The 21,958-nt window shown below is 70.6% G+C and carries 17 protein-coding genes; 11 read left to right on the forward strand and 6 right to left on the reverse strand.

The annotated features are described in order from the left end of the window. Positions 1–74: 74 nt before the first annotated feature. The 8 genes from POL67_RS34935 to POL67_RS34970 all read left to right on the forward strand — a co-directional run bounded on the left by POL67_RS34935 (position 75) and on the right by POL67_RS34970 (position 11,971). Complete coding sequence (locus POL67_RS34935; RefSeq protein WP_271924954.1) at positions 75–425, forward strand: hypothetical protein; 351 nt, start codon at positions 75–77, stop codon at positions 423–425. A gap of 123 nt (positions 426–548) precedes the next feature. Further along, positions 549–1,835 (forward strand): TolC family protein, encoded by a 1,287-nt coding sequence (locus POL67_RS34940; RefSeq protein WP_271924955.1) that lies wholly within the window; start codon positions 549–551, stop codon positions 1,833–1,835. Further along, positions 1,832–3,064 carry an efflux RND transporter periplasmic adaptor subunit gene (locus tag POL67_RS34945; RefSeq protein WP_271924956.1) on the forward strand — a complete coding sequence of 411 codons (1,233 nt, stop codon included), beginning with the start codon at positions 1,832–1,834 and terminating at the stop codon, positions 3,062–3,064. Before POL67_RS34940 ends, POL67_RS34945 begins: the two co-directional genes overlap by 4 nt. Continuing rightward, positions 3,064–6,174 (forward strand): efflux RND transporter permease subunit, encoded by a 3,111-nt coding sequence (locus POL67_RS34950; protein WP_271924957.1) that lies wholly within the window; start codon positions 3,064–3,066, stop codon positions 6,172–6,174. Before POL67_RS34945 ends, POL67_RS34950 begins: the two co-directional genes overlap by 1 nt. Positions 6,175–6,247: 73 nt before the next feature. After that, positions 6,248–6,766 carry a hypothetical protein gene (locus tag POL67_RS34955; RefSeq protein WP_271924958.1) on the forward strand — a complete coding sequence of 173 codons (519 nt, stop codon included), beginning with the start codon at positions 6,248–6,250 and terminating at the stop codon, positions 6,764–6,766. Positions 6,767–6,773: 7 nt separating this feature from the next. Continuing rightward, the gene (locus POL67_RS34960; RefSeq protein WP_271924959.1) at positions 6,774–7,595 is read left to right on the forward strand and encodes an undecaprenyl-diphosphate phosphatase; all 822 of its coding nucleotides are present in this window, start codon (positions 6,774–6,776) and stop codon (positions 7,593–7,595) included. A 54-nt stretch (positions 7,596–7,649) separates the two neighbouring features. Next, entirely contained in the window at positions 7,650–10,775 is a 3,126-nt protein-coding gene (locus POL67_RS34965) for a beta propeller repeat protein (RefSeq protein WP_271924960.1), read from the forward strand. Between the two features lie 59 nt (positions 10,776–10,834). Further along, entirely contained in the window at positions 10,835–11,971 is a 1,137-nt protein-coding gene (locus POL67_RS34970) for a deoxyhypusine synthase family protein (RefSeq protein WP_271924961.1), read from the forward strand. 33 nt (positions 11,972–12,004) lie between these two features. On the opposite strand, the gene POL67_RS34975 is transcribed toward POL67_RS34970, so the two are convergent. Then, a complete protein-coding gene (locus tag POL67_RS34975) occupies positions 12,005–12,526 on the reverse strand; it encodes a TrmH family RNA methyltransferase (protein ID WP_271924962.1) in 522 nt (173 codons plus the stop codon). Between the two features lie 3 nt (positions 12,527–12,529). Then, positions 12,530–13,348, reverse strand: coding sequence for a PDZ domain-containing protein (locus POL67_RS34980; protein WP_271924963.1), 819 nt, complete (start codon positions 13,346–13,348; stop codon positions 12,530–12,532). Between the two features lie 273 nt (positions 13,349–13,621). Between POL67_RS34980 and POL67_RS34985 the strand changes: the two genes are divergently transcribed. The 3 genes from POL67_RS34985 to POL67_RS34995 are packed head-to-tail and all read left to right on the forward strand — an operon-like array spanning position 13,622 to position 16,092. After that, positions 13,622–14,458 carry a class II glutamine amidotransferase gene (locus POL67_RS34985; protein WP_271924964.1) on the forward strand — a complete coding sequence of 279 codons (837 nt, stop codon included), beginning with the start codon at positions 13,622–13,624 and terminating at the stop codon, positions 14,456–14,458. Positions 14,459–14,483: 25 nt separating this feature from the next. Next, positions 14,484–15,122 (forward strand): hypothetical protein, encoded by a 639-nt coding sequence (locus POL67_RS34990; RefSeq protein WP_271924965.1) that lies wholly within the window; start codon positions 14,484–14,486, stop codon positions 15,120–15,122. A 52-nt stretch (positions 15,123–15,174) separates the two neighbouring features. Further along, positions 15,175–16,092: a patatin-like phospholipase family protein gene (locus POL67_RS34995; protein WP_271924966.1), complete on the forward strand. Its 918-nt coding sequence runs from the start codon at positions 15,175–15,177 to the stop codon at positions 16,090–16,092. A gap of 364 nt (positions 16,093–16,456) precedes the next feature. Here POL67_RS34995 and POL67_RS35000 read toward each other — a convergent pair whose 3' ends face one another. The 4 genes from POL67_RS35000 to POL67_RS35015 are packed head-to-tail and all read right to left on the reverse strand — an operon-like array spanning position 16,457 to position 21,897. Continuing rightward, a complete protein-coding gene (locus POL67_RS35000) occupies positions 16,457–16,933 on the reverse strand; it encodes a hypothetical protein (RefSeq protein ID WP_271924967.1) in 477 nt (158 codons plus the stop codon). Positions 16,934–16,964: 31 nt separating this feature from the next. Further along, positions 16,965–18,887 carry a beta-ketoacyl synthase N-terminal-like domain-containing protein gene (locus POL67_RS35005; protein ID WP_271924968.1) on the reverse strand — a complete coding sequence of 641 codons (1,923 nt, stop codon included), beginning with the start codon at positions 18,885–18,887 and terminating at the stop codon, positions 16,965–16,967. Next, positions 18,884–19,672, reverse strand: coding sequence for a hypothetical protein (locus POL67_RS35010; protein WP_271930938.1), 789 nt, complete (start codon positions 19,670–19,672; stop codon positions 18,884–18,886). Before POL67_RS35010 ends, POL67_RS35005 begins: the two co-directional genes overlap by 4 nt. Beyond that, positions 19,672–21,897, reverse strand: a complete 2,226-nt coding sequence (locus POL67_RS35015; RefSeq protein ID WP_271924969.1) for a beta-ketoacyl-[acyl-carrier-protein] synthase family protein — start codon at positions 21,895–21,897, stop codon at positions 19,672–19,674. The genes POL67_RS35010 and POL67_RS35015 overlap by 1 nt, the downstream gene beginning before the upstream one ends. Positions 21,898–21,958: the final 61 nt, after the last annotated feature.

Genomic DNA, 21,958 nt, shown 5'->3' on the forward strand with positions numbered 1-21,958 from the left:
AGGGAGTAACGTCAGGCAGGCGAGTGAAAACGGCCCCCCTCCGACGGAGACGGTTCCCCCGGGGATCCCGCGCCATGCGGATTCTCCTCGTGGCCGTCCGTTTGTTCGTGGCCCTCACCGCCTTCCAGATGACCGGGCTGCCGCATTTCGCCGTGGACGCGGTCGCCGCCCTCCAGGGCGCCGAGGGGAGCGACCACCGGGACGACGACTGTCCGAACGAGAAGGACGGGCGCGAGTGCCCCCCGGGCTGTCCCGACTGTCACTGCACGCACCCGATGGGCGCGCTCCCGCTCCTCCCCCCCTCGCCTTTTCTGATCGAGCTCCCGAGCGGCGCGGAGATCGCGCTCGCGCCCTACGAAGCATTCGCGCCTCCGAGGCCCGATCCCGCGGCCGTGTATCGACCCCCCAGACAGACCCGCGCCTGATTCCGTGAACCCGTAAACGTGGGGTGGCCGCGCGCGCCTGCCTTTTGAGGCATGCCGCCTGCCCGCCCTCTCCCGGGAACCGTCACGCGCGCTTTTTTCGCGCCTGGCGGAGGAGTTTGGGTCGTGAAACGGACGCGCTTCATCGCGGTCGCCGCCGTGGCGGTCGCCAGTTTGTGTTATGCCGTGGAAACAAGCGCGGGGACGTCGACATGCACGACGGCCCTCACGCGCGCCAATCTGATTCCGTGCGCGCTCGAGGCGAGCCTCGCCGCGAAGGCCGAGCGCCAGGGCCTCGAAGCTGTGAAGGGCCGGCAAGAGGCCACGAGCCCGGTCCTGCCTTCGAATCCCGTGCTGGCCCTGTCGGCCGCGCGGCGAGAAGCCGCCGGTCAGGGGCCCGTCCTCAACTGGTACGCCACGCTCTCGCAGGAGATCGAGATCGCCGGGCAACGCGGGGCGAGGAGGCGCGCCGCAGACGCCGAGCGAGAAGCGCAGGAGAAGGCCGTCGCGGTGACGGACCGCGAGGTCGCCGCCGCCGCATGGCGGGCCTATTTCGAGGCGATCGCCGCCCGCGAAGAGGTGCGCCTCTTTTCGCTCGTCGAATCGCTCACCACGCGGGTCGCGACGGCGACACGCGCCGCGGCGGACAAGGGCCTCGTGTCCGGGATCGACGCGGACGTGGCCGAGGTCGCGTATGCACGTGTCGCGCAGGAGCGCATCGGCGCAGCGCGCCGCGCAGAGCAGGCCAAAACGGCGCTCCTCGGCGCGATGGGCCTCGATCCGCGTCGCGAGGTGGCCATCGAAGGCGAGCTCGTCCCGCTCGCGGGCGTCGAGGCGTTCGCGGCGAAGCAAGATCCACGCGCCGTCGAGGAGCGGCCCGAGGTCCAGGCCCTCGAAGCCTCGGGGCGCGCTCACGAGGCGCGGGCGTCGATGTACCGGCGCGCGCGTGTTCCGAATCCGACGCTCTCGGTGTTCGCACAGAACGACGGCTTCAACGAGCGCGTCTTCGGCGTCGGCCTGTCCATGCCGATCCCGCTGCCGCAGCCCGTGGGCCGCACCTATGCAGGTGAAATCGCCGAATCCGAGGCGCTCTCCCGGCGCTCCAGGACCGAAGCCGAACAAGCACGCCGCGCGCTGCGGCTCGACCTCGCAAACGCCCTCTCGGCGTACGCCTCGCTGCGCGCGCAAAACGACCTTTACACCGCCGAACGGCTCGGGCGCGCCGAGCAGAGCCTGCGCGCGATTGCGTCGGAGATCGAGGCCGGTCGCCTCGGTCCCAAAGACGCGGTCGTCTCCCAGCAAGCCCTCGTGGATCTGCTGCGCGCGGGCTTCGAGACCCGAAAAAACCTGGCGCTCGGCTCCGTCGATCTCGCGCTGGCCTCCGGTTATCCGCTCGAACGAGGTACGCCATGAGGAAGGGAGCATGTGTCCTCGGATTCGCGCTGCTGCTGGCTGCGTCCGGCTGCGACAAACGCGGGGCGGGAGAGAACCACAAAGACGAGCCCGCGAAGGCGGCTCCCTCGGCGGCCGCCTCCGCGCACGGACATGGCGAAGGCGAGCACGGCGAGCATGGGGAGCACGAGGAGCTCCCGCGACGCGTCACCCTGTCGCCTTCGGTGATCACGGATGCGCGCATTCACACGGCGCCCGTCCGCATGGGGACGTTGGCCATCACGATCGCGCTGCCCGGCGCGATTGCCGCGGATCCGGATCGCTCGGCGCGCATTTCCTCGCCTGCGGAGGGAAAACTCGAAGAGGTGCATTTCAAGGAGGGCGCGGCCGTCAAAAAAGGCGACGTCCTCGCGGTGGTGCGTGTCCCCGAGCTCGGCAAGGTGCGCGGGGCGCAAGCGGCGACGCTGGCCAAGGCCAAAGCGGCGCGCGAGAATGCGGCGCGGCTGAAGGCGCTTCTCGAACAGCGGCTCACCTCGGAGCAAGCTGTCCTCGACGCGGAAGCCGAGGCGCGCGCGCTCTCGATCGAAGCCGCGGCGCTTGGTGAGCAGCTCACGGCCATGGGCGCGGGCGCTTCGCGAGGCGCGCCCTTTTTGCTCACGCTTCGCGCGCCGATCGACGGCACGATCCTCGCGCGGGACGCCGTCGTCGGCCAGCCGGTGACCGCCGAGCACGTCCTCGGCAGCATCGCGGATCTGCGTGAAGTGTGGTTTCTCGGCCGGGTCTTCGAAAAAGACCTCGGGCGGCTGCGCGTCGGGGCCGGGGCCGAGGTGGAGCTCAATGCCTACCCGACCACACGTTTCGCGGGATCGCTCGAATACATCGGGCAACAAATCGATCCCGTCGCCCGCACCGTGACGGCGCGAATCCACCTCCAGAACCGCGACGACATGCTGCGCATCGGGCTCTTCGGCACGGCCTACGTGGCGACCGGGGGCGACCAGGCCCGCGAGCCGCGCCTGCTCGTGCCGCGGTCGGCGATCACCGAAATCGGACAGAAGCCCGTGGTCTTCGTCAAACTCCCCGAGGAAGGGGCGTTCGAGATGCACGACGTCGTGCTCGGGGATTCGGCGCTCGGCACGGTCGAGGTGCTCTCGGGCCTCGGCGAGGGTGAGGAGGTCGTCGTCGAGGGGGTCTTCACGCTGAAGAGCGCGGTCCTCAAGGGCACGATCGACGAGGAGGGTCACCACTGATGGCCTTCCTCTCTGCGATCGTCGCGTGGTCGCTGCGGAATCGATTGGTCATCGTCGCGGCGACCGTCCTGTTTGCGCTCTTCGGCATTCGCGCGGCGACGACCCTCCCGATCGACGCCGTCCCCGACGTCACCAACGTGCAGGTGCAGGTCATCACGACGGCGCCCGCGCTCTCGCCGGTCGAGGTCGAGCAATACGTGTCGGTCCCGGTCGAGCGGGCCATGGCCGGCATCCCGAACACGACCGAGATCCGTTCGATCTCCAAGTATGGGTTGTCCGTCGTGACGGTCGTCTTCCGCGACGGCACGGACATCTACTTCGCGCGGCAGCTCGTGAACGAGCGCATGCGCGAGGCGCAGGAGGCCGTCCCCGAGCAATACGGCATGCCCGAGATGGGGCCCATCAGCAGCGGCCTCGGCGAGATCTATCAATTCGCCGTTCGCAACGACAACCTCACGCTGATGCAGCTCGAGGAGGTGCTCGACTGGCAGATCGCTCCCGCGCTCCGCACCGTCCCCGGGATCGTCGAGGTGAACAGCTTCGGCGGCGAGGACAAACAGTATCAGATCGTCCTCGACCCGAAGCGGCTCCAGGCGGCCGGGATCTCGGTCGCGCAGGTGATCGATGCGCTCGAAAAGTCGAACGCCAACGCGGGCGGCGGGTACATCGAGCACAACCGCGAGCAGTTCGTCATCGGCTCCGATGGGCTCGTGAAAGACCTCGACGACCTGCGGCGTGTCGTCATCGGCGCGACGTCGGACGGCGTGCCCGTCACGATGGACACGGTGGCCGACGTGCAATTCGGGCCACGCCTGCGCAGGGGCGCCGCGTCGAAGAACGGCGAGGGCGAGGTGGTCGTCGGCGTCGCGATGATGCTGATGGGCGAGAACTCCCGCACGGTCACGCAAGCCGTCAAGGAGCGGCTCGCCGCGATTCAGCCGTCGCTGCCCGAGGGCACGCGGATCGAGCCGTTTTACGACCGCTCGGTGCTCGTGAATCGCACGATCAAGACCGTCGCGACGAACCTCATCGAGGGCGCGCTCCTCGTCATTGGCATCCTGTTTCTCCTGCTCGGCGATCTCCGCGCGGGCCTCGTCGTCGCCCTGGTCATCCCGCTGTCGATGCTCTTCGCGATCACGGTCATGAACGCGGCGGGGTTGTCCGGGAACCTGATGAGCCTCGGCGCCATCGATTTCGGGCTCATCGTGGATGGAGCCGTGATCATCGTCGAGAACGCCGTCCGGCGGCTCTCGCTCCGGCAACTGGAGATCGGGCGCGCGCTCACCGAAGGCGAGCGCGTGGAGACCGTGCGCGAGGCGACGCTCGAAGTGCGCTCGGCCAGCGTCTTCGGCGAGGCGATCATCGCCATCGTGTATCTGCCGATCCTGGCGCTCACGGGGATCGAGGGAAAGCTGTTCCACCCCATGGCGATCACCGTGCTGCTCGCCTTGCTCGGGGCATTCCTCCTCTCGCTCACGTTCGTCCCCGTCCTCGCGAGTTACTTGATTCGCCCTGGAAAGGGCGAACACGAGACGTGGCTCTTGCGGAAAGCGCACGCGCTTTACATCCCGCTGCTCCGGCGTGCAATGCGGCGGCGGTGGGTCCCCTTGACGGCCGGCGTGCTCGCGCTCGCGGCGGCGGCCGTGGTGTTCACGCGGGTCGGCGCCGAGTTCGTGCCGCAGCTCGACGAGGGAGATCTCCTCGTCGAGGCGAGGCGGCTCCCCGGGATCGCGCTGAGCGAATCCGTCTCGACGGACCTTCGGTTGCAAAAAGCGATCAAAGAGGTCCCGGAGGTCGATTACGTCGTCAGCCGCACGGGGGCGCCGGAGCTCGCGACCGATCCGATGGGCGTCGAGCAATCCGACGTGTACGTGGGTCTCAAGCCGCGGGACACGTGGAGGCCAGGCATCACCAAGGAGGACATCGCCAAGGAGATCGCCGAGGCCGTCGAGCACAAGGTGCCGGAGGTGGCAGGCGGCGTTTCGCAGCCGATTCAAATGCGCACGAACGAGCTCGTGGCGGGCGTACGCTCGGACGTCGCCGTGCTCCTCTATGGGCCCGACCTCGACCAGCTCCGCACCCACGGCGACCGCGTGGCCGAGATCGTTCGAAAGATCCCCGGCGCGGAGGACGTCCGGGTGGAGCAGGTCGCGGGGCTCTCGTATCTGCGCGTCATTCCCGATCGCGGCAAGCTCGCGCGGTATGGCCTGACGGTGGCCGACGTCAACCAGATCGTCGAGACGATGGCCGTGGGGCATTCGACGGGCGAGGTGATGGAGGGCGAGCGCCGCTTCGGGATCGTCGTGAAGACAGGTCACGGCTTCAACGGGGAGCTCGACGCGCTGCGCGCCTTGCCCTTGCGATCGGTGAGCGGGCAGATCGTGCCGCTCGGGGACGTCGCCGAGCTGAAGTTCCTCACGGGGCCTGCGCAGGTGAGCCGCGAGAATCAATCGCGCCGCCTGACCGTGGAGTTCAACGTCCGCGGCCGGGATCTGCTCTCCGTCGTGGCGGAGGCCCAGGCCGCGGTGGAGCGCGGCGCGCGGCTGCCGACAGGGTATCGCGCCGTATGGGGTGGACAGTTCGAGCATTACGAGGAAGCCAAGGCGCGCCTTTCCATCGTCGTGCCGCTCGCGCTCGCGCTCATTCTGTTCCTGCTCTGGTTCGCGTTTCGCTCCACGCGCGCCGCGCTCTTGATCTTCCTCGGCGTGCCGTTCGCGACCATCGGCGGCATCTTCGCGCTCTGGCTCCGCGGCATCCCGTTCTCGATCTCGGCCGGCGTCGGCTTCATCGCGCTCTTCGGCGTGGCGGTGCTGAACGGCCTCGTGCTGGTTTCGTTCGCGCGGCACCTGGAAGAGCAGGGCATGGGCCACGCGGATGCCATCGAGCATGCCGCGGAGCTTCGTCTGCGCCCCGTGCTCATGACGGCCCTCGTCGCGTCGCTCGGCTTCGTCCCGATGGCGATCTCGACGGCGCCGGGCAGCGAGGTGCAGCGACCCCTCGCGACGGTGGTGATCGGCGGGCTCTTGACGGCGACGCTCCTCACGCTGTTCGTGTTGCCCGTCGTGTACACATGGCTCGGGAAGGAGCCGAGGGCGGCCCGGACCGACTGACGTCCCCGCGCCCCCGCGGAACAAGAACCCGCGCTCGCGGAAAATCACCCCGAACATGCTAGGGTCGGGTCCCATGGCGCAACCCTTCGACGCGGAGCTCGAAGAGCTCGTCAGCAAGTTTTCCCGCGACTTGGCAGACCAGATCCGCGCGCTCCTCCTCCGTCGGCTGGGGATCGAGCGCGCGCCGGCCACACGCGTCCCCACCCCGCGCACGGTGCAAGTGAGGTCCGCGCCGGCCTCCGCGCCCTCCGCGCCCACCTCCTCCCGCGGCAAACGCGCGCCGAACCGCGCCCCGGCCACCGTCCGCGCCCCCGTCTCCGAGCGCAGGAACGCCGCCCGCCCGACGCACGAGGAGCGCGCCGCGGCCATCGAGCGCATCGCTCGCATCGTCGGCAATGGAAGTGGCCTCAGCGTGGGCGAGATCGAGCGGCAGTCCGGCTTCACGCGCTCCGCCGTCGGCTCCGCGCTGAAGACGCTCAAGGATCAGGGGCGCATCTTCATGGGCGGCACGAAGCGCTTCGCCCGCTACGCGACGACCCAGGCCGCCGCCGACCAGGCCAGCCTCGAAGCCCGACGCGGCGCCGCAGCTTGACCCTCGGATGACCTGGCTCGACGCCCTTCTCCTCGGCGCGCTCGAGGGCCTCACCGAGTTCTTGCCCGTCTCGTCGACCGGTCACCTCATCCTGCTCGGCGCCTGGCTCGGCAAGCACGACGAGGTCGCGAAGACGCTGGACGTGGTGATCCAGCTCGGCGCCGTGGTCGCGGTCGTCGTGTACTACCGCGCCCGCCTCGCCGCGCTCGCCCGCGGCTGCCTGCGCAAAGACCCCGCGAGCCTGCGCCTGCTCGCAGCGCTCGCCGTCGCCTTCACCCCGGCCGCGTTCGTGGGCTTTCTGCTGCACGGCTTCATCAAGGAGCGCCTCTTCGGCCCCGGTCCCGTCGGCCTCGCGCTCATCGTCGGCGGCGTCGTGATGACCGGCGTCGACGCGTGGCGGCGCAGAAACGGCGCGGAGTCGGGCGCGGACGACGATCCGGAGCTCGCCTCCATCACGCTCGGCCGCGCCGCCGTGATCGGCCTCTTTCAGTGCTTCGCGCTCTGGCCCGGCGCGTCGCGCTCCATGACCACGATCGTGGGCGGCCAGCTCGCCGGCCTGCGCACCAAGGCCGCGGCAGACTTCTCCTTTCTGCTCGCCATCCCCACGCTCGGCGCCGCGACCTTTTACGACCTCGTCAAGGGCGGCGCGGCGCTGCTCGCCTCTCCCTCCGGCCCGCTCTCGCTCGCCGTGGGCCTCGCGGCCTCGTTCGTCGTCGCGTGGCTCGTGATCGCCGCATTCCTGCGATACCTCACGCGCTTCGGGCTCGCGCCGTTCGGCCTCTACCGCATCGCCCTCGGCGCGCTCGTCCTCTGGATCGCGCAGGCCTGAGCCAACGAAAGAGCGCTTCATTTCGAGATCACGAGTCGATACAGTGCGCGCCTCATGAAGAGGTCCCTGCTTCGCCGGACGAGCGCCGGCTCCTCCGTCGTCGCGCTCGCCGCGCTCGCGACCGCGGCAGCCACCGCCTGCTCATCCACGCCGCCGCCCGCGCCCAAGCCCATCGCCAAGCCCGCGCCGCCGCCCGTGATGGTGGCCGCGCCCGCGCCCCTTCCGCCGTCGCACTGGTCGTCCGCGGGCGGCGCGACCGAGGTGGGCCCGAAGCTCGACGCGGGCACACTCGTCCTCGTCGGCGGGCGCCGCGCGCTTGTGGGCAAAGACGGCTCCGTGAAGGCCGAGACCGCGCCCGCGCCCGAGCCGCTCGAAGAGGTGGTCGAGGTCCCGATGCCGAGCGGCGGCCGCCGCCTCGTGGCGCGAGGTCATCGCGGGATCTACAGGCTCGACGATCCGCTCGGCGCCCCGAAGCCGCTCGCCCAGGCCGAGTCCGACATCCGCTCGATGGGCGCGTACGCGGGCCTCGTCGCAGTGTGGACCTTCGGCGGCGACATGCCGCGCTTCGTCGACGTGGAGACGGGGCGCATCAAGCCCGTGACCACGCTGCCGCCCCTGCCTTTGCGCGCGGTCGCGTTCCGCGACAGCAAGGAAGGCGCGGGCGTCTTCGACGGCGTGGGGCTTGCGGTCACGGCCGACGGCGGCGCGACGTGGAAGCGCGTGACCGAGGACGTGAAGGGCGACGCGCTCCGCGTGTTCGAGATCGCGCTGCGAGACAACATGCTCCGCGCGTTCGTGTACGACGAGGGCCGCGACGCGCCGATCGACGTGGCGCAGGCGCGCCTCGGGCGGCTCGCGGATCACACGCCCAAGGAAGACGAGCCGGCGCTCGTGAAATGGATCCGCGCGACGCACCGCGATCCGCTTGCGGCCGCGGCCGCGGCGGGCGTGTTTTTGCCCGACGGCGGCGCGATCGTGGCGAGCCACGGCCTGCTCGCGCGCGTCGACACGAAAACCGGCATGGTCACGGCCGCCGCGGAGTTCGCGCGTGGCGACGGGCTCGGCGCGTGTGGCATGAGCCGCGCCGGCAAGAACGCGTGGATCGCTTGCTCGCTCAGCGAGGAGATGGGCGGCGATCGGTACGATCCCTTCGGCGTGATGCGCGTCTCGCTCGAAGGCGGCGCCTTGAAGCCGGAGCGCCCGGCGCTCATCCGCAGCGGCGAGGCCGAGCTCCGCACCTCGCCGAGCGGCGGCGTCCTCCTGCTCGGCCCCTGCAGCACGGACGACGACGGCGACATCTGCGCGCGCCAGCCCGACGGCCGCTGGCTCACGCTGCGCGGCGAGATCGACCTCTACCCGCGCGGCGCCGGTCCGCTCTCCGACGGCCGCATCGCGTTCGTGCGCAACATCTGGGAGGGCGACGTGCCCGAGTCGGAGCGCCGCGACGAGGAGGAATCCGGGCGCGATCGCGAGGAAGAAGAGGAGCCGCGCGAGGAGGGCGAAGGCGATCGCGAGGACAAACCCGTCCCCGAGCACAAGCGCGTCTACGTCGCCGCGCTCGGCGAGGGCGGCAAGGAGGAGCGCATCGCCACGATCGACTTCCAGCCGATCGGCGAGCTCCGCGTGATCAGCGCGATCGAGGAGGACGACGAGCACACGCTCTCCTTCGTGATGGCCGACGACGAGGGGGTCTACGCGGTCTCGCAGGCCACGGGTTCGGGCAAGGAGGCGCGCAAGCCGCACCGGCTCCAGGGCGCGTCGAACGCGCGCATCCGCGGCGGGCGTGGCATCGCGGTCGGCGAGGAGGGGATCAGCGCGTCGAGCGACGGCGGCCGGACGTGGCAGAGCGTGCCGCTGCCGGAGCCCGTGCGCGCGTCGCTCCCCGACCTCAGCGGCCTGCTCGACGATGCCACGGTGTTCAGCTCGTCCGAGGTCGGCATGATGCTCGATCGGCACGTGCGGATCGGCTGGGGCGCCGAGGAGCCGCGCGAGGACCGCGCCGATCCTCCGTTCGACGTGACGATCGCGCGCAACGAGACGAACTACGGTCCGGGCGCGGATCGCGTGCTCGCGTGCACGAGCGAGGGCCCGCTCCAGGCCACGGCGCCGCTCTCGAGCTCGAGCCTCATCGCGCAGCTCCTCGGCAAGAAGGGCGCGGCGCCGAAGGGCACGCGAAGGGCGACGAGGACGGCGCCCACGGCGCGCAACGGGCTCATGGACGTGGTCGCGCTGCTCGAGGAGGAGGGACCGGACAAGCCCGGCTCGGAGCCGGCGAAGTGGACGCTCTCCTGGCACGACGCGGCCGAGGTGGGCGGCAAGGTGCGCACGTGGAGCGGCCCGCCGCCGAAGGGCACGGCGTGGGGCACGGAGCTCCGCGCGGCGGCAGGCAGCGGCGCCCGTGCGCTCTTCACGCTGCGCGTGGGCAGCTCGAAGAACCTGCTCGTGCGCACGAAGGCCGGCGGCGGCGTGGAGACGGCCGAGGTCGGCTACGATCTCCTTCCCACGAACGAAGTCGTGTTCGGCGTGGACAAGGGCGAGCCGATCGCGTGGATGCGCGACACGGCGCTCGTCGTGTGGGCCCTCGGCGAGGCGCCGCGGATCATCGGGCACGTGGCAGCGCGCAGCACGCGCACGCTCGGCGAGCCGACGAAGGACGGGATCCCGGTCCTTTTGAGCTCGAACGACTGGAGCGCGATGCGGGTCTTCCCGATCCCGCCGCCCGAGAAGAAGGGCGCGCCCGCGCCTCTGCCGCTCGCGCCGACGCTCGAAGGCTGGACGACGGTGCCGAACGTCCGCAACCAGGTCGGCAAGCTCGCTTCGTGCGGGACGAAGCCCAAGGCGGGCGCACGGTTCTTCGTGACGCGCGGGTATGCCCGGGCCGCGATGGACGGAGCGAGCGGCTCGCTCGCCTCGGCGCTCTACGACGTGCGCCTTTCGGGAAACGACGCCTGCATCGCGCAGATGTCCACGCTCTACGCGCCGGACCGAGCCTCGGCGCGGCCGACGCCGCCGCCGCCGTCGACGGCGCCCGGCAAGGGAGCTCCGCCGCCCGCGAAGAAGGGCCCGATCACGTTCGTGCGGGCGGACTTCCTCGGCAAGAAGGCGGAGGGCGGCGATCGCGGTTTGCCGGCCAAGGATCAGGTCTTCAAGCTGTCCTGCACGCTCGAAGAGCGGAAGTGATCGAAGTCGGCTCCCCCTGACTTGTACGGAAGGACCGAACAACCCAAAAGGTGTTCGTCATGTCCGACCGACATCCCCACCCTCCCCACGAACCGCCGCGCGCCGTCCGGGACCTGAACGACGGCGTGGAGGACCAGCTCGTGCCGATCACGGCGCTGGATCCCCTGCAAATCAAGAGCTTCGACGATCTCGTCACGGCCATGGGCCGCACGGCCTTCAGCGGCCGCTCGCTCGGCGAGGCGTGCGACGTGCTGACGGAGATGACGCTCGATCCGGAGTGCCTGATCGTCGCGACGTTCTCCGGCGCGATGACGGTCGCGAAGATGGGCATGGTCATCGTCCGCATGATCGAAGCGGGGATGATCCACGCGATCATCTCGACGGGCGCGCTGATGGCGCACGGGCTCAGCGAGGCCGTGGGGCTTTTGCACTACAAGGCAAACCCGAACGTGCCGGACGAGGTGCTCTTCCAGAAGGGCTACAACCGCGTCTACGACACGCTCGAGATGGAGAAGAACCTGAACACGATCGACGAGTTCGTCCGCGCAGAGCTCGACAAGCTCGACCCGAACGTGCCGTGGTCGAGCGAGATGATCTGTCGCCAGCTCGGCAAGGCGCTCGCAGAGATGGGTGATTCTCCGGGCATCCTGCGCAGCGCCTACCTGCACAACGTGCCCGTCTACGTCCCCGCCTTCACGGACAGCGAGATAGGCCTCGACGTCGCCGTGTGGAAGCTCCGGCAGATCCACGCCCAGCACGGCAGCGATCCGCACTTCGATCCGTTCAAGCACGCGGCCCCGCCGGCGTTCAACCCGTTCCTCGATCTGCTGAGCTACGCGAAGCTCATCGCGACGAAGAAGAAGCTCGGCATCTTCACGATCGGCGGCGGCGTGCCGCGCAACTGGGCGCAGCAGGTCGGGCCGTTCTACGACATCGTGGGCCACCGGCTCGGCGTGGAGGTGACGCACCCGCGCTTCCAGTACGGCGTGCGAATCTGCCCCGAGCCGGTGCACTGGGGCGGTCTCTCGGGCTGCACCTACTCGGAGGGCGTGAGCTGGGGCAAATTCGTCCCGCCAAATGAGGGCGGCCGCTACGCCGAGGTGTACGCAGACGCGACAGTCGCGTGGCCGCTCCTCGTACGCGCAGTGCTCGAGCGGCTGGAGAAGCGCCGTAACAAGGCCACGGAGGCCAAGTAGGACGGCTCCCCCAGGAGACGGAGAGCGGAGGAGCTACGGCGGCGAGGGTTTTCCCCGCGGATCCCGCCGCCGCGCCCACTCGCACATCACCATGCCCGCGGCGATCGCCACCGGGTACGAGTGGTTGATCCCATACATCGGAATCGCCAGGATCTCGCTGCACGCCGCGAGCAACGTGTCCGAGAGCCCGTCGTTCTCGCTGCCGAACAGGAACACGAGGTCGTCCGGCATCTCTGCTTCCCATAACGTCGTGCGCGCGTGATCTCGCTCGACGCCGATCAACGGGCGGCCACGCACGGCTTCGAGGAAGGCCGCTTCGTCGGGGCACTCGACGATCGTCTCGTACTTCGCCATCCCCATCGCGGCGCGCTCGTACCAGGGCTCCGTGCCCACGAGGAAGATCTCCCGCACCAGGAACGAGTGCGCCGTGCGGATGATCGCGCCGATGTTGAAGGGGTTTTTCGCGCGGCAGACCGCGATCGAGAACGGGTGCCGGATCGGGGCGAGTTCCTCGCGGATCTCGTCGGTGGACAGGTTGAACGCGGGGACCTTCACGGATCAGTCGACTTGCCCGAACTCGGCGAACGTCGGGTAGATCGGCCCCTCGCGCAAGGTCACGCTCGCCGTCGTCCCGTCCGCGTGCCGCAGCACGACCGGCAGGCCGTCCGAGGGGATCGAGTTGAACGCGCTTCGCACCGCGTTGCTGCTCATCGTCTTCACGTCCTTGCCGCCGATCTGCATGACCTCGTCGCCCGGCTGCGCGCCCGCGCGCTCGGCGGGGCTGCCCCCGATCATGCGCGTCAGGAAGCACGTGTCCGTGCGCAGCTCGAACCAGAGCCCGAGGCCGAACATCGCGTGCGCGCGCTCGTAGGCGAGGACGACCTCGCCGGCGCCTGGCACGTCGATCCGGATGCGATCGCCGAGCACGAGATCCTCGGTCGCGCGGAAGTCCTTCACGCCGATGGGCTTGTCCGTGACGGTGTTCGCGTCCCAGATCTCCACGCGCATCTTGTCCGCGGACGAGACCTGGAAGTTGCCACGCGGCGCGTCGTCCCAGCTCGGTTCGAGCGTCTCGTTCTTCGGGTTCGTGCGCAGCACCTCTTGATCGTTGATGTACAGCTTCGCGTAGGGATCCGGCAGCTTGCCGATGGCTTGCTTCCAGGTCCTGCCGTCCCGCATCGAATCCTTGACCGTCGCGGAGACGAGGCGGATCCAGCGCAGGTCTTCGGGCGGCGGCGGATCGAGCGCCTGCTCGGCGGTGATCTTGCGGATGTTGGTCCCGATCTCGGGATAAAGGGCGACGCATCCGGTCGAAAACGTCGCGGCGGCGAGGGTGCTCGCGAGCACGAGCGCGGAGGCGAGTCTTTTCGTGTTCATCGCGGAGGGGGAAGTTCGAGACGGAGTCACAACACGCGTCCGGGGCACCCTGGCCAAGGACGAAGCTCCTGTCTATCAGAGATCGAGGGGCGCTGCGGGAGCCCCCGATGACGCCGCACTGCCTCTCCCCACGTCGTTCAGGCCCGCGGCCCGAATGCGGGCAGGCAAGCAAAGCAGTGACTTGCCCGGACGCCTCCGTTTCATCACAAAGAAGGGGAGCAGGCTCCGTCCATCCCCCACGTCTCACCGCGCTCGCGGAGAGGGAAAAAAGCCATGGCTCGTCTCGTCGGCTTCGTCGGCAACCGTCCGGACCTCGGGGCACGGGTTCTCGAGCTCGAAGCGCGCCACCTCGCGGTGCACAAGCAGCCCGATCGCATCCCGGGCTGGGGCGTCGGCTTCTACCAGGGTGGCGAGATCCTCTTGAAACGCCGCCCCATCGACGATCGTCCGCAGATCAACATCGCCGAGATGACCCACGGCCTGCGCGCCGACACGCTGATCGCGCACGTGCGGCTCGGCACCGTCGGCGGCTCGCGCACGGAGAACACGCACCCCTTCCGGTACCGTCAGTGGCTCTTCGCGCATACCGGCACGGTCGAGGCCTTCTCCACGCTGCGCGGCCGCCTCTCGGACTCGCTGCCGCAGTTCTTGCAGCGTGACGTTCGGGGCGAGACGGACAGCGAGCTGCTCTTCCACCTCTTCCTGTCGTTCCTCCACGACGCCGGGGCCCTCGAGCGTCAGGACGTACCGCCGGAGACGGCGCGCAGCGCGCTCCGTTCGAGCGTCGCACTCGTCGACGGGCTCTCGGCCGAGGAGGGCAAGGGACCGAGCCGCATGAACCTGCTCGTGGCGGCCCCCGATTACGTCATCGCCATGCACGGGAGCGGCCGCATGGTTTGCCGCGTTTTCCAGGGCGCCGCGGACCTCGAGCGGATCCTCGGCGACGGCGGCCTCGGGCGCATGCGCCTGCCCGACTTCGCCTCCTGCCGCCTCTCGATCCTCGCCTCCGACTTCGACGACGACCAGACGCCGCCCGGATGGACGGCCGTCCAGGACCGTGCGATCGTCACCCTCACCCGCACGGATGACCCTCTCGTCGAGCCGATCTGACCTGCCTCACCACACGCGCGTCTCCGTGGCGGCGTGCGTGCTCCTGTTCGTGAGCCTGCTTGGCTGCGGGGGCGCGGGGGCGCCTCTGTTTGCCACCACCTCGGAGCTGCCCGAAGGATCCCGGAGGCCGGACGGCGTCGCGGTGGACCCGGCGAGCGCGCCGCCACGCGCGAAGGACGTGGCGAACGCGGAGGCGGGGCTCGTCACGCTACGCACGCCGCTCGGTACGGAGGCCGTTCTCACCACGGTGAGCGGTTTTTTCCGGGCGATCGTGGACGAGGACATGGAGGCGCTCGAAGCGCTCTTCACGCGCGACGCGCTGTCGATCAGCACGAGCTACGGCCCGAGCGGCAGCGCGCCCTCGGCGCCCCTCTTCTGGACGCAACGCATGCGCCGGCTCGACTACACGAAGCTCGCCGGCGAGGTCGTCTTCCGCGAGGTGGAGCTCGAGATCTACCGCGCGGAGGATGCGCTCACGTCCTCGCCGCACCCGGCGATTCGCGTCGAGGCGCTTTCGACGGGCGACGTCGTGGTGCGCGTGCCGATCGCGACGTCGCGCCTGGGGTCGGATCGGCTGCTCGGCGAAGAGGTCGTGCTCTGGCTGCGCCGCGAGGGCGAGCGATACCGCATCTATCGCATCGTCGAAGATTTTCAGATGCCTTGAGAATCAGGTGCTTGGTTTGCCCGACCTCGCTCGGGTGACCACAATGCCTACCATGAGTCGCCTCAAGGTCGCGTTCGTGGCGTCGGGCGGGGCCGTGCGAGGCCTCGCGCACCTCGGGGTCCTCAAGGCTTGCGAGGAGCTCGGCGTCTTGCCGGAGATCTTCGTGGGAACGAGCTCCGGCGCGCTCATCTCCGCGACCTATGGCCAGGACATCCCGCTCGACGTCCTGCTCGACGCGTATCGCCTGCCGTGGCGGCGCCGTCATCGCGGCCCTCGGCTCTTCCCATCCACGTTCCTCGGCCTGCCGAGGCCCGCGGAGCTGCTCGATCCGGGGCACCTCGTCTCGGGGATCTTCTCGGCCGACCGGCTGGAGACCTACCTCTCGAGCTTCTTGCCCATCAACGATTTCCGCAAGCTCCCGAACCCCGTGTTCGTGACCGCCGTGGACATCGACACGGGCGAGCGCGTGGTGTTCGGACCAGGCTACGAGGAGACGACGCCCGTGAGCCGAGCAGTCGCAGCGAGCTGCTGCGTGCCCGGGATTTTCCGCCCGTTCCGCATCGGGAGCAGGTACTACGTGAACGGCGAGGTGGCGCGCACGCTCTCGGCGGACATCGCGATCGCGGCGGGGGCCGACGTGGTGATCGTCTCGAACGTGTACAGGCCCGAGCGCGTGCGCGAAGGGCGGCGCAGCCTGGCGCGACGCGGCCCCTTCCCCGTCTTGCGGCAGTCGCTGAGCGTGCTGCTCACAGAGAAGGAGCGGCAGGGCGTGGAGCTTTACGGAAAACTCCACCCGCACGTCACGTTCCTCGACATCGCGCCGGAGATCGGGGCCTTCAGCTACCTGAACCGCTTCGCGGTGCGATCGCTCGTGCTGCGAGGATATCGGCAAGCGCTGCGGGTGCTGGCCGAGGCGAAGGAGAAGGGCCTGTTCGAGCGGACGAACAAGCAGACGAGTCCGCTCAACTGACCTGGGGCCGCCCGCGCCGGGGCGCTGCCCCGGACCCCGCGGGGGCTATCCGCCCCTCGACCCGGACCAGGCACGGCCTGGACCGAGGATGGAAGAACTGCGCGATGCGCAGTTCTTCCATCGGGCCGGTGGCAAGACCAGGGAGGTGGGTCTCAACCTGGCGACGCGAACGTTGCCGACTGAACCTGCAGCGCTGCAGCCTTGGTTGGCAGGATCGTCGCCGGTCTTGTCAGCGGCTGTTCGATGAACTGCGCTCCGCGCAGTTCATCGACCCCGAGTCCAGCGCTTGCGCTGGTCCGGGTCCAGGGGTGGACAACCCCTGGTGGGGCCTGGGGCGAAGCCCCAGCGCAGCGCAGCGGCCAGCTCACATCCCAGCGACGATGCGGTACTCGTTGTTGTAGGGCACGATTTCGAGGCGGTTGTCCTCGACCTTGCGGCGCCACTCTTCGCCGCGTGTGCCGGGGATGCGGTAGCTCGCGCTGTACGTGTAGTCGACGAAGATCAGGTCGTCTTCGCGCGAGATGCGGCGGTAGCGGATCTCGTAGCGGATTGCGCGCGCGTCCTGAAATGCGCCGCTCAGGTAGGCCTTCAAGCCGGCGTAATCGATGTCGTCGCCTGGATCGACGTTGCCGCCGTCCTCGTAATAGTCGGGCGACGCGAAGCCGTAGAGGACGGAGAGATCCTTGTCTTCGACGGCGTGCCGGTACTTCTCGCAAAATGCGATGATCTTGCGGTTTTCGTCGGAGTCCTCCACGTCGGTGTTGGGGATGTAGCGCGTGGCGCATCCCGTGAGCGTGGAGAGGGCGAGCGCGAAGGCGGCAAGGGTTCGGGTCGAAGGCATCGAGGTCCACGCGCAACTTGCCAGACGACCCCTACCTCCGGCAAGCCGACCGCCATTTTGTCACGAAATCGAGGACGTTTGCCTGCAAGGCAAGGTGCCCGAGAGGGCCCGCGTCGTGGTCGCTCGTGATGTCAGGGTCGATCAAAGCAAGCGCATTTTCGGCGGAAACGCCGAGCAACACGGCCACCGCGCCCTCGGCGTAGGCGCGGTCCGAGGCGGACGTGCATGACAGAAGATCACGCGCGACAGGGCCGGCATCGTCGACCGCGAGCACGACGACACGATCCGCGTCGCCCATCGCGACGAGCTCCGCGCCGACGGAGAGCGCCTCGGTCCCGCCGTCGAGGCCTGCGTTGACGGCGAAGCTCGGGCCGCGGAGCTGGTAGACGATCGCGCACTCGCCCGCGACGGCGTTTGGCGAGGTGGCCGGGAAGAGGCGTGGATCGACGGCGCCGGGGCCTCGCGCGCGGCGGCGCGCGTCGAAGCGATCGTTCGTGTCGAGCGTGGCGAGCGCGTGTCCCGCGACGATGCCGGCGCCTGCGAGGGCCTCGCGCCCCACGACACGCGCAAGCTCGGCGACGGCGCGCATTCCGAGCCGACAGAGCGGATCGAGCCGCGCGAGGCGATCCCGCGCGACCCCCGTCAGTGCGGAGAGCTCGACGAGATCGACGCTCGTGATCGCGGCGTGCGCGTGCAGGTACACGGGGCGCGCTTGCCTCGGCACGCGACCGCTCGGCGCGCGCGTGAGGACGAGCGCCGCGTTCGCGCCGCCAAACGCAGCCGAGAGCTTGAGCGCAGCGTCGAGTGGGCGCGCTTCGGCGCGATCGAGCAGGGAGACGGCAGCGTCCGGATCGAGCTCGCCTTCCCCGGCCGCGGCGGGCGCGATCCCGCGGCGAAGCGCATCCGCGGCGGCGAGCGATTCGAGCACGCCGGCCGCGCCGAGCGTGTGGCCGATCTGGGCCTTGAAGGGGTGCACGACGGGTGCGGGGGAGTTTTCGAAGAGCCGGGCGATCGCGCGGGATTCCATCGCGTCGTTGAAGGGAGTGGCGGTCGCGTGGGCGCTGACGAGGCCCATCGACGCGGGCGCGAGGCCGCTGTCCGCGATCGCGGCGGCGCCCGCGCGCGCGAGGCCGTCGCCGGTGCGATCGGGCGCGGTGATGTGCACGGCGTCCGTGGAGGCGCCGAAGCCGGCGACACGGACGAACACCGAAGCGCCGCGGGTGTGCTCCTCGCGGACGAGCGCGACGAGGCCGGCGCCTTCACCGAGGCTCATGCCGTCGCGGCCGATACGGAAAGGTCGGGGGCGCGAGGCCGTGGTCGCGCGCAGGGCCTCGAAGCCGGTGGCGACGAAGCCCGAGACCGCGTCGTAGCCGCCGGCGATCACGAGGTCACAGGCGCCCCGGTCGAGCCATCGCAGGCCGAGGCCAATCGCCAGGGTCGAAGCGGCGCACGCGGCGACGAGGTGCACGCGACGACAAACGTTGGGGCCCGAAAGATCCGCCGCGGCGAACGCTTCGTCGAAGGGCGCGAAGTAGGTGGCGCGTCGGGCGAGCGCGGCGCGTTCGTCCTCGCGAACCTCCTCGCCGCGGGCCCAGGCTTCGCGGGCCGCGAACCACCGCGTCGCCCCGAGCATCCCGCCGCTCGACGTGCCGACGGCGATCCCGAGGCGCTCGTCACGCCAACCCGGGCGCATTTCGTCGAGGGAAGGAACGATCTGTCCGAGCGCGCAGGCGAGCAGCGTCGCCGCTTGGTCCTCGAAGGACGTGCCCGCGGGGAGCGGGAGCGAGCCGGGCGCGCGCGCGGCGAAAGGACGGGCGAGGCCTGCGCGGGCGAGCTCTTCGTCCCGCGTAAGGACCACACGCGCCGGCGCGCCGACGTCCCCCGCGTGGTACGCGCTCGGCCCCACGCCGAGCGCCGAGACGGCGCCCACCGCGATCACGCATGCATCACTCACGACGCGCCTCCTCCCGAGGAGACGTCCTCCGCGGGCGCATCCGGATCGGCAAAGGCGCGCGGGTTCGGCGCGCGTCCTTTCTCCTCGCCCTCGCACGTGACGGTCACGGTGAGCCCCGTCGAGGCCTGGCGGTAGCGCACGGTGCCGCACCCGATCCGATCGGCCTCCACGCTCTCCTCGTCGAGCTTTTTCGCGCGCACCCCTTCGCTCGACCACGTCGTTCGCCGCGCCGAAAGCGCCCCCGAGCTCGCCGCGAAAAGCTCGATCACGGCCGCGCCGTCGCGCAGCGTGAACCGATCCCCTGAAGGCTCGGCCTCGTGCCAGAGCAGCCGCCCCGACGCGGGCCGGAGCAGCCACCAGCGGAGGAAATCCACAGGCAGCCCGCGTTTTTCGGCGCGGGGCGTCGACGCGTCGCCGCGCTTCAGCAGGTCGATCGCGGGGACCGCAAACCGAAAGCGCTCCGCGCGCATCCAGAGGTCGAGCGCCGTGGTGCCGCCGGGCCCGAGCAGGATCATGCGCAGCGCGTCCGGCGGCGCGATCGCCACGGCGCCACGCGCCTCCAGCGTGCGGCCCGTCAAAGGCTCCCGCAACGCGAGCGCGAGCCGGAGCGTCCGCGCGCCCTCGCCCTCGGCCGCCTTCGAGATCGCCGCGAGCTTCCGTCGCGCCTCACGCCAGCGCGCGAGCGTCGGGGCCTCGGCCGCGCGCGGGGCGAGCGCGTCCGGCGCCGCGCACGAGGTCGCGCCGAGGAGCAACCCAAAGGCCCCGAGCAAGCCCGCGCGGCGCATCACGACGAACCAGGTTCGTCCGGCGATCGTTCGGCCGTGAGCAGCAAGGCGTACCCCCGCTCGGGCGCGTGCCCCACGACGAGCGCGGCGTCGAGCTCACCCCGCGCAATCGCGGCGAGGGCCGCGGCCATGGCGAACCCGCCCGCGCCCTCGTGCACGCCCGACCGCGGCGCGACGGCGCGATGCGGGACACGCGCCCAGGCCTCGGGCAAACGCAGGCCAGGCGGGAGATCCTCCTGCCCAGTGAGGACCGCAGCGCGGTGGGGCGGTGCCGGGACGGCGTCGAGTGCACCCTCGCCCGCGCCGCGCCACGACGTCCACCAGGGCAGGCGCGCGAGCGGCCGGATCCCCCGCGCCTTCGCGTGCTCCTCGGCTTCGAGCAGGATCGCGCTCGCGCCCTCGCTGCGGACCCCGCGTGTTTCGCCCGAACAGATCGGGCCGAGGCAACGCTCGATCATCGGGCTCGCCTCCTCCACGCTGCCGGCCGCGAGCACCTCCCCCTCGCCCACCGCGATCAGATCCGCCGCCGTCACGACCGCGCACTCGGCCGTCACCCCGAGGTCGGCCACGGCGAACACAGGCCCGCGCAGCCCGAGGTAGATCGACGCGTGCCCCACGGGCGACGAGGGCACGAGGTTCGGGAAATCCGCCGGGCTCGCGAACTTCACGCCCTTCTCGTAGATGCGCCGCATGAACGCGGTCGAGCCATCCACGCTGCCGAACGCCGCGCCGAGGATCGCGCCAACCTCCACGCCGATCGAGGGATCGAGCGGATCGAGGCCCGCGTCCCGCAGCGCCCGCTGAATCGCCACCGCCGACAGCCGGCCCGCCCGATCGAGCCTGCGCGCGCGGCCCACGTCGAGGTGATCGGCCGCGTTGAAGTGGATCGGCCCCGGCGCGGGCGGAGGACCAGGCTCCAGGTACACGTCGTTCTCCCGCGCGCCGAGCACCCCGAGCGGGCCGATGGTCGCCGCGGAGACCACCACCACCGCGCGCCGCGGCGGCGCCTGCGGGGCGGGGAACACGCCCGGCGCGGCGAACACGAGCGATGTGTCCGTTCCTCCGAAGCCGAACGAATTCGACATCACCGCACGCACGTCCGCCTTCGTCGCGCGCGTCGCGTGCATGAGCGGGCACGCGGGATCGACCTCTTCGAGCCCCTGCGTCGGCGGGATCTCGCCCCGCGCGATCGTCATGACCGACACGGCCGCCTCGATCGCGCCCGCGGCCCCGAGCGTGTGCCCGATCTGGCCCTTCACCGAGGAGACGAGGACGCGCTCGGCGTCGGGCCCGAAACAAGCGCGGATCGCGGCCGCCTCCATCGAGTCGTTCAGCGGCGTCGCCGTCCCGTGCGCGTTCACGTGGTCGATGTCCGCGGGCGAGAGGCTCGCTTTCGAAAGCGCCGCCTGCATCACGCGCGCCGCCGTCCGCCCCTCGCGCTCGGGGTTCGTGATGTGGTGCGCCTCGGCGCCCACGCCCCAGCCGACGAGCTCCGCGATCGGTCGCGTCACGCCCCGCGCGCGGCTCGCGTCTTCGGGTTCGAGCACGAGGAACGCCGCGCCCTCGCCGAGGTTCAGGCCCGCGCGGCGTTTGTCGAACGGGCGGCACGGGTTCGGGTCCACGGCCGAGAGCGCGCCGAACCCCGTGTACGTGAGCCGGCAGAGCCCGTCGGCGCCGCCCGCGACCACGCACGGAGAGACGCCCGCGCGGATCCAGGCCGCCGCGAGCAGGAGCGCGTTCGCCCCGCTCGAACACGCGCTGCACAAGCTGCGCACGCGCCGAAACGGCCCCACCGCGGCGCGCACGTGATCGGCCGTCGACGAGAGCGGGTGCGTGAGCATCGCCCGGAGCGGCTTGATCGCATCCGCGTCCCGCGACAGCTCCGCGAGCAAATCTTCAGTCTCGTACATGCCGGCGGTCGTGCCGCCGACGATCAGATCGATGGGCCCGGCCGCGGGCGCGACGCCGGCCTGCGCGAGCGCCTCGCGCACCGCGAGCACGCTCATCGCGTCCGTGCGCGACCACGCCTCGGCATCACCCTCGGGCGCGACCTCGGCCGCCGAGATCCCGGGGACCTCCGCGGCGAGCCGCGTGCGCATGTCGGGCAGGTGGAAAATCGAGAGCTCGCCGAAGGCGCGATCGCCCGCGAGCAGCCTGTCCATGGTGACGCCGGCCCCGCGCCCGAGGGGCGAGACGACGCCAATGCCGGTCACCCAGATGCGCATGCGCCCCTCGGCCTCGTCACGGCGCCGCCCGGCGCGTTCGGCCGGGCGACAAAGGAAAGTT

This window comes from Polyangium mundeleinium, from assembly GCF_028369105.1.
GTDB lineage: Bacteria > Myxococcota_A > Polyangia > Polyangiales > Polyangiaceae > Polyangium > Polyangium mundeleinium.

Bases quoted from the DNA above. Each gene is read 5' to 3' on its own strand.
- POL67_RS34980 (WP_271924963.1), bottom strand. From the start codon at position 13,348: ATGAACACGAAAAGACTCGCCTCCGCGCTCGTGCTCGCGAGCACCCTC.
- POL67_RS35015 (WP_271924969.1), bottom strand. From the start codon at position 21,897: ATGCGCATCTGGGTGACCGGCATTGGCGTCGTCTCGCCCCTCGGGCGC.
- POL67_RS34955 (WP_271924958.1), top strand. From the start codon at position 6,248: ATGGCGCAACCCTTCGACGCGGAGCTCGAAGAGCTCGTCAGCAAGTTT.
- POL67_RS35010 (WP_271930938.1), bottom strand. From the start codon at position 19,672: ATGCGCCGCGCGGGCTTGCTCGGGGCCTTTGGGTTGCTCCTCGGCGCG.
- POL67_RS34945 (WP_271924956.1), top strand. From the start codon at position 1,832: ATGAGGAAGGGAGCATGTGTCCTCGGATTCGCGCTGCTGCTGGCTGCG.
- POL67_RS34950 (WP_271924957.1), top strand. From the start codon at position 3,064: ATGGCCTTCCTCTCTGCGATCGTCGCGTGGTCGCTGCGGAATCGATTG.
- POL67_RS34960 (WP_271924959.1), top strand. From the start codon at position 6,774: ATGACCTGGCTCGACGCCCTTCTCCTCGGCGCGCTCGAGGGCCTCACC.
- POL67_RS34935 (WP_271924954.1), top strand. From the start codon at position 75: ATGCGGATTCTCCTCGTGGCCGTCCGTTTGTTCGTGGCCCTCACCGCC.
- POL67_RS34965 (WP_271924960.1), top strand. From the start codon at position 7,650: ATGAAGAGGTCCCTGCTTCGCCGGACGAGCGCCGGCTCCTCCGTCGTC.
- POL67_RS35000 (WP_271924967.1), bottom strand. From the start codon at position 16,933: ATGCCTTCGACCCGAACCCTTGCCGCCTTCGCGCTCGCCCTCTCCACG.
- POL67_RS34970 (WP_271924961.1), top strand. From the start codon at position 10,835: ATGTCCGACCGACATCCCCACCCTCCCCACGAACCGCCGCGCGCCGTC.
- POL67_RS34985 (WP_271924964.1), top strand. From the start codon at position 13,622: ATGGCTCGTCTCGTCGGCTTCGTCGGCAACCGTCCGGACCTCGGGGCA.
- POL67_RS34995 (WP_271924966.1), top strand. From the start codon at position 15,175: ATGAGTCGCCTCAAGGTCGCGTTCGTGGCGTCGGGCGGGGCCGTGCGA.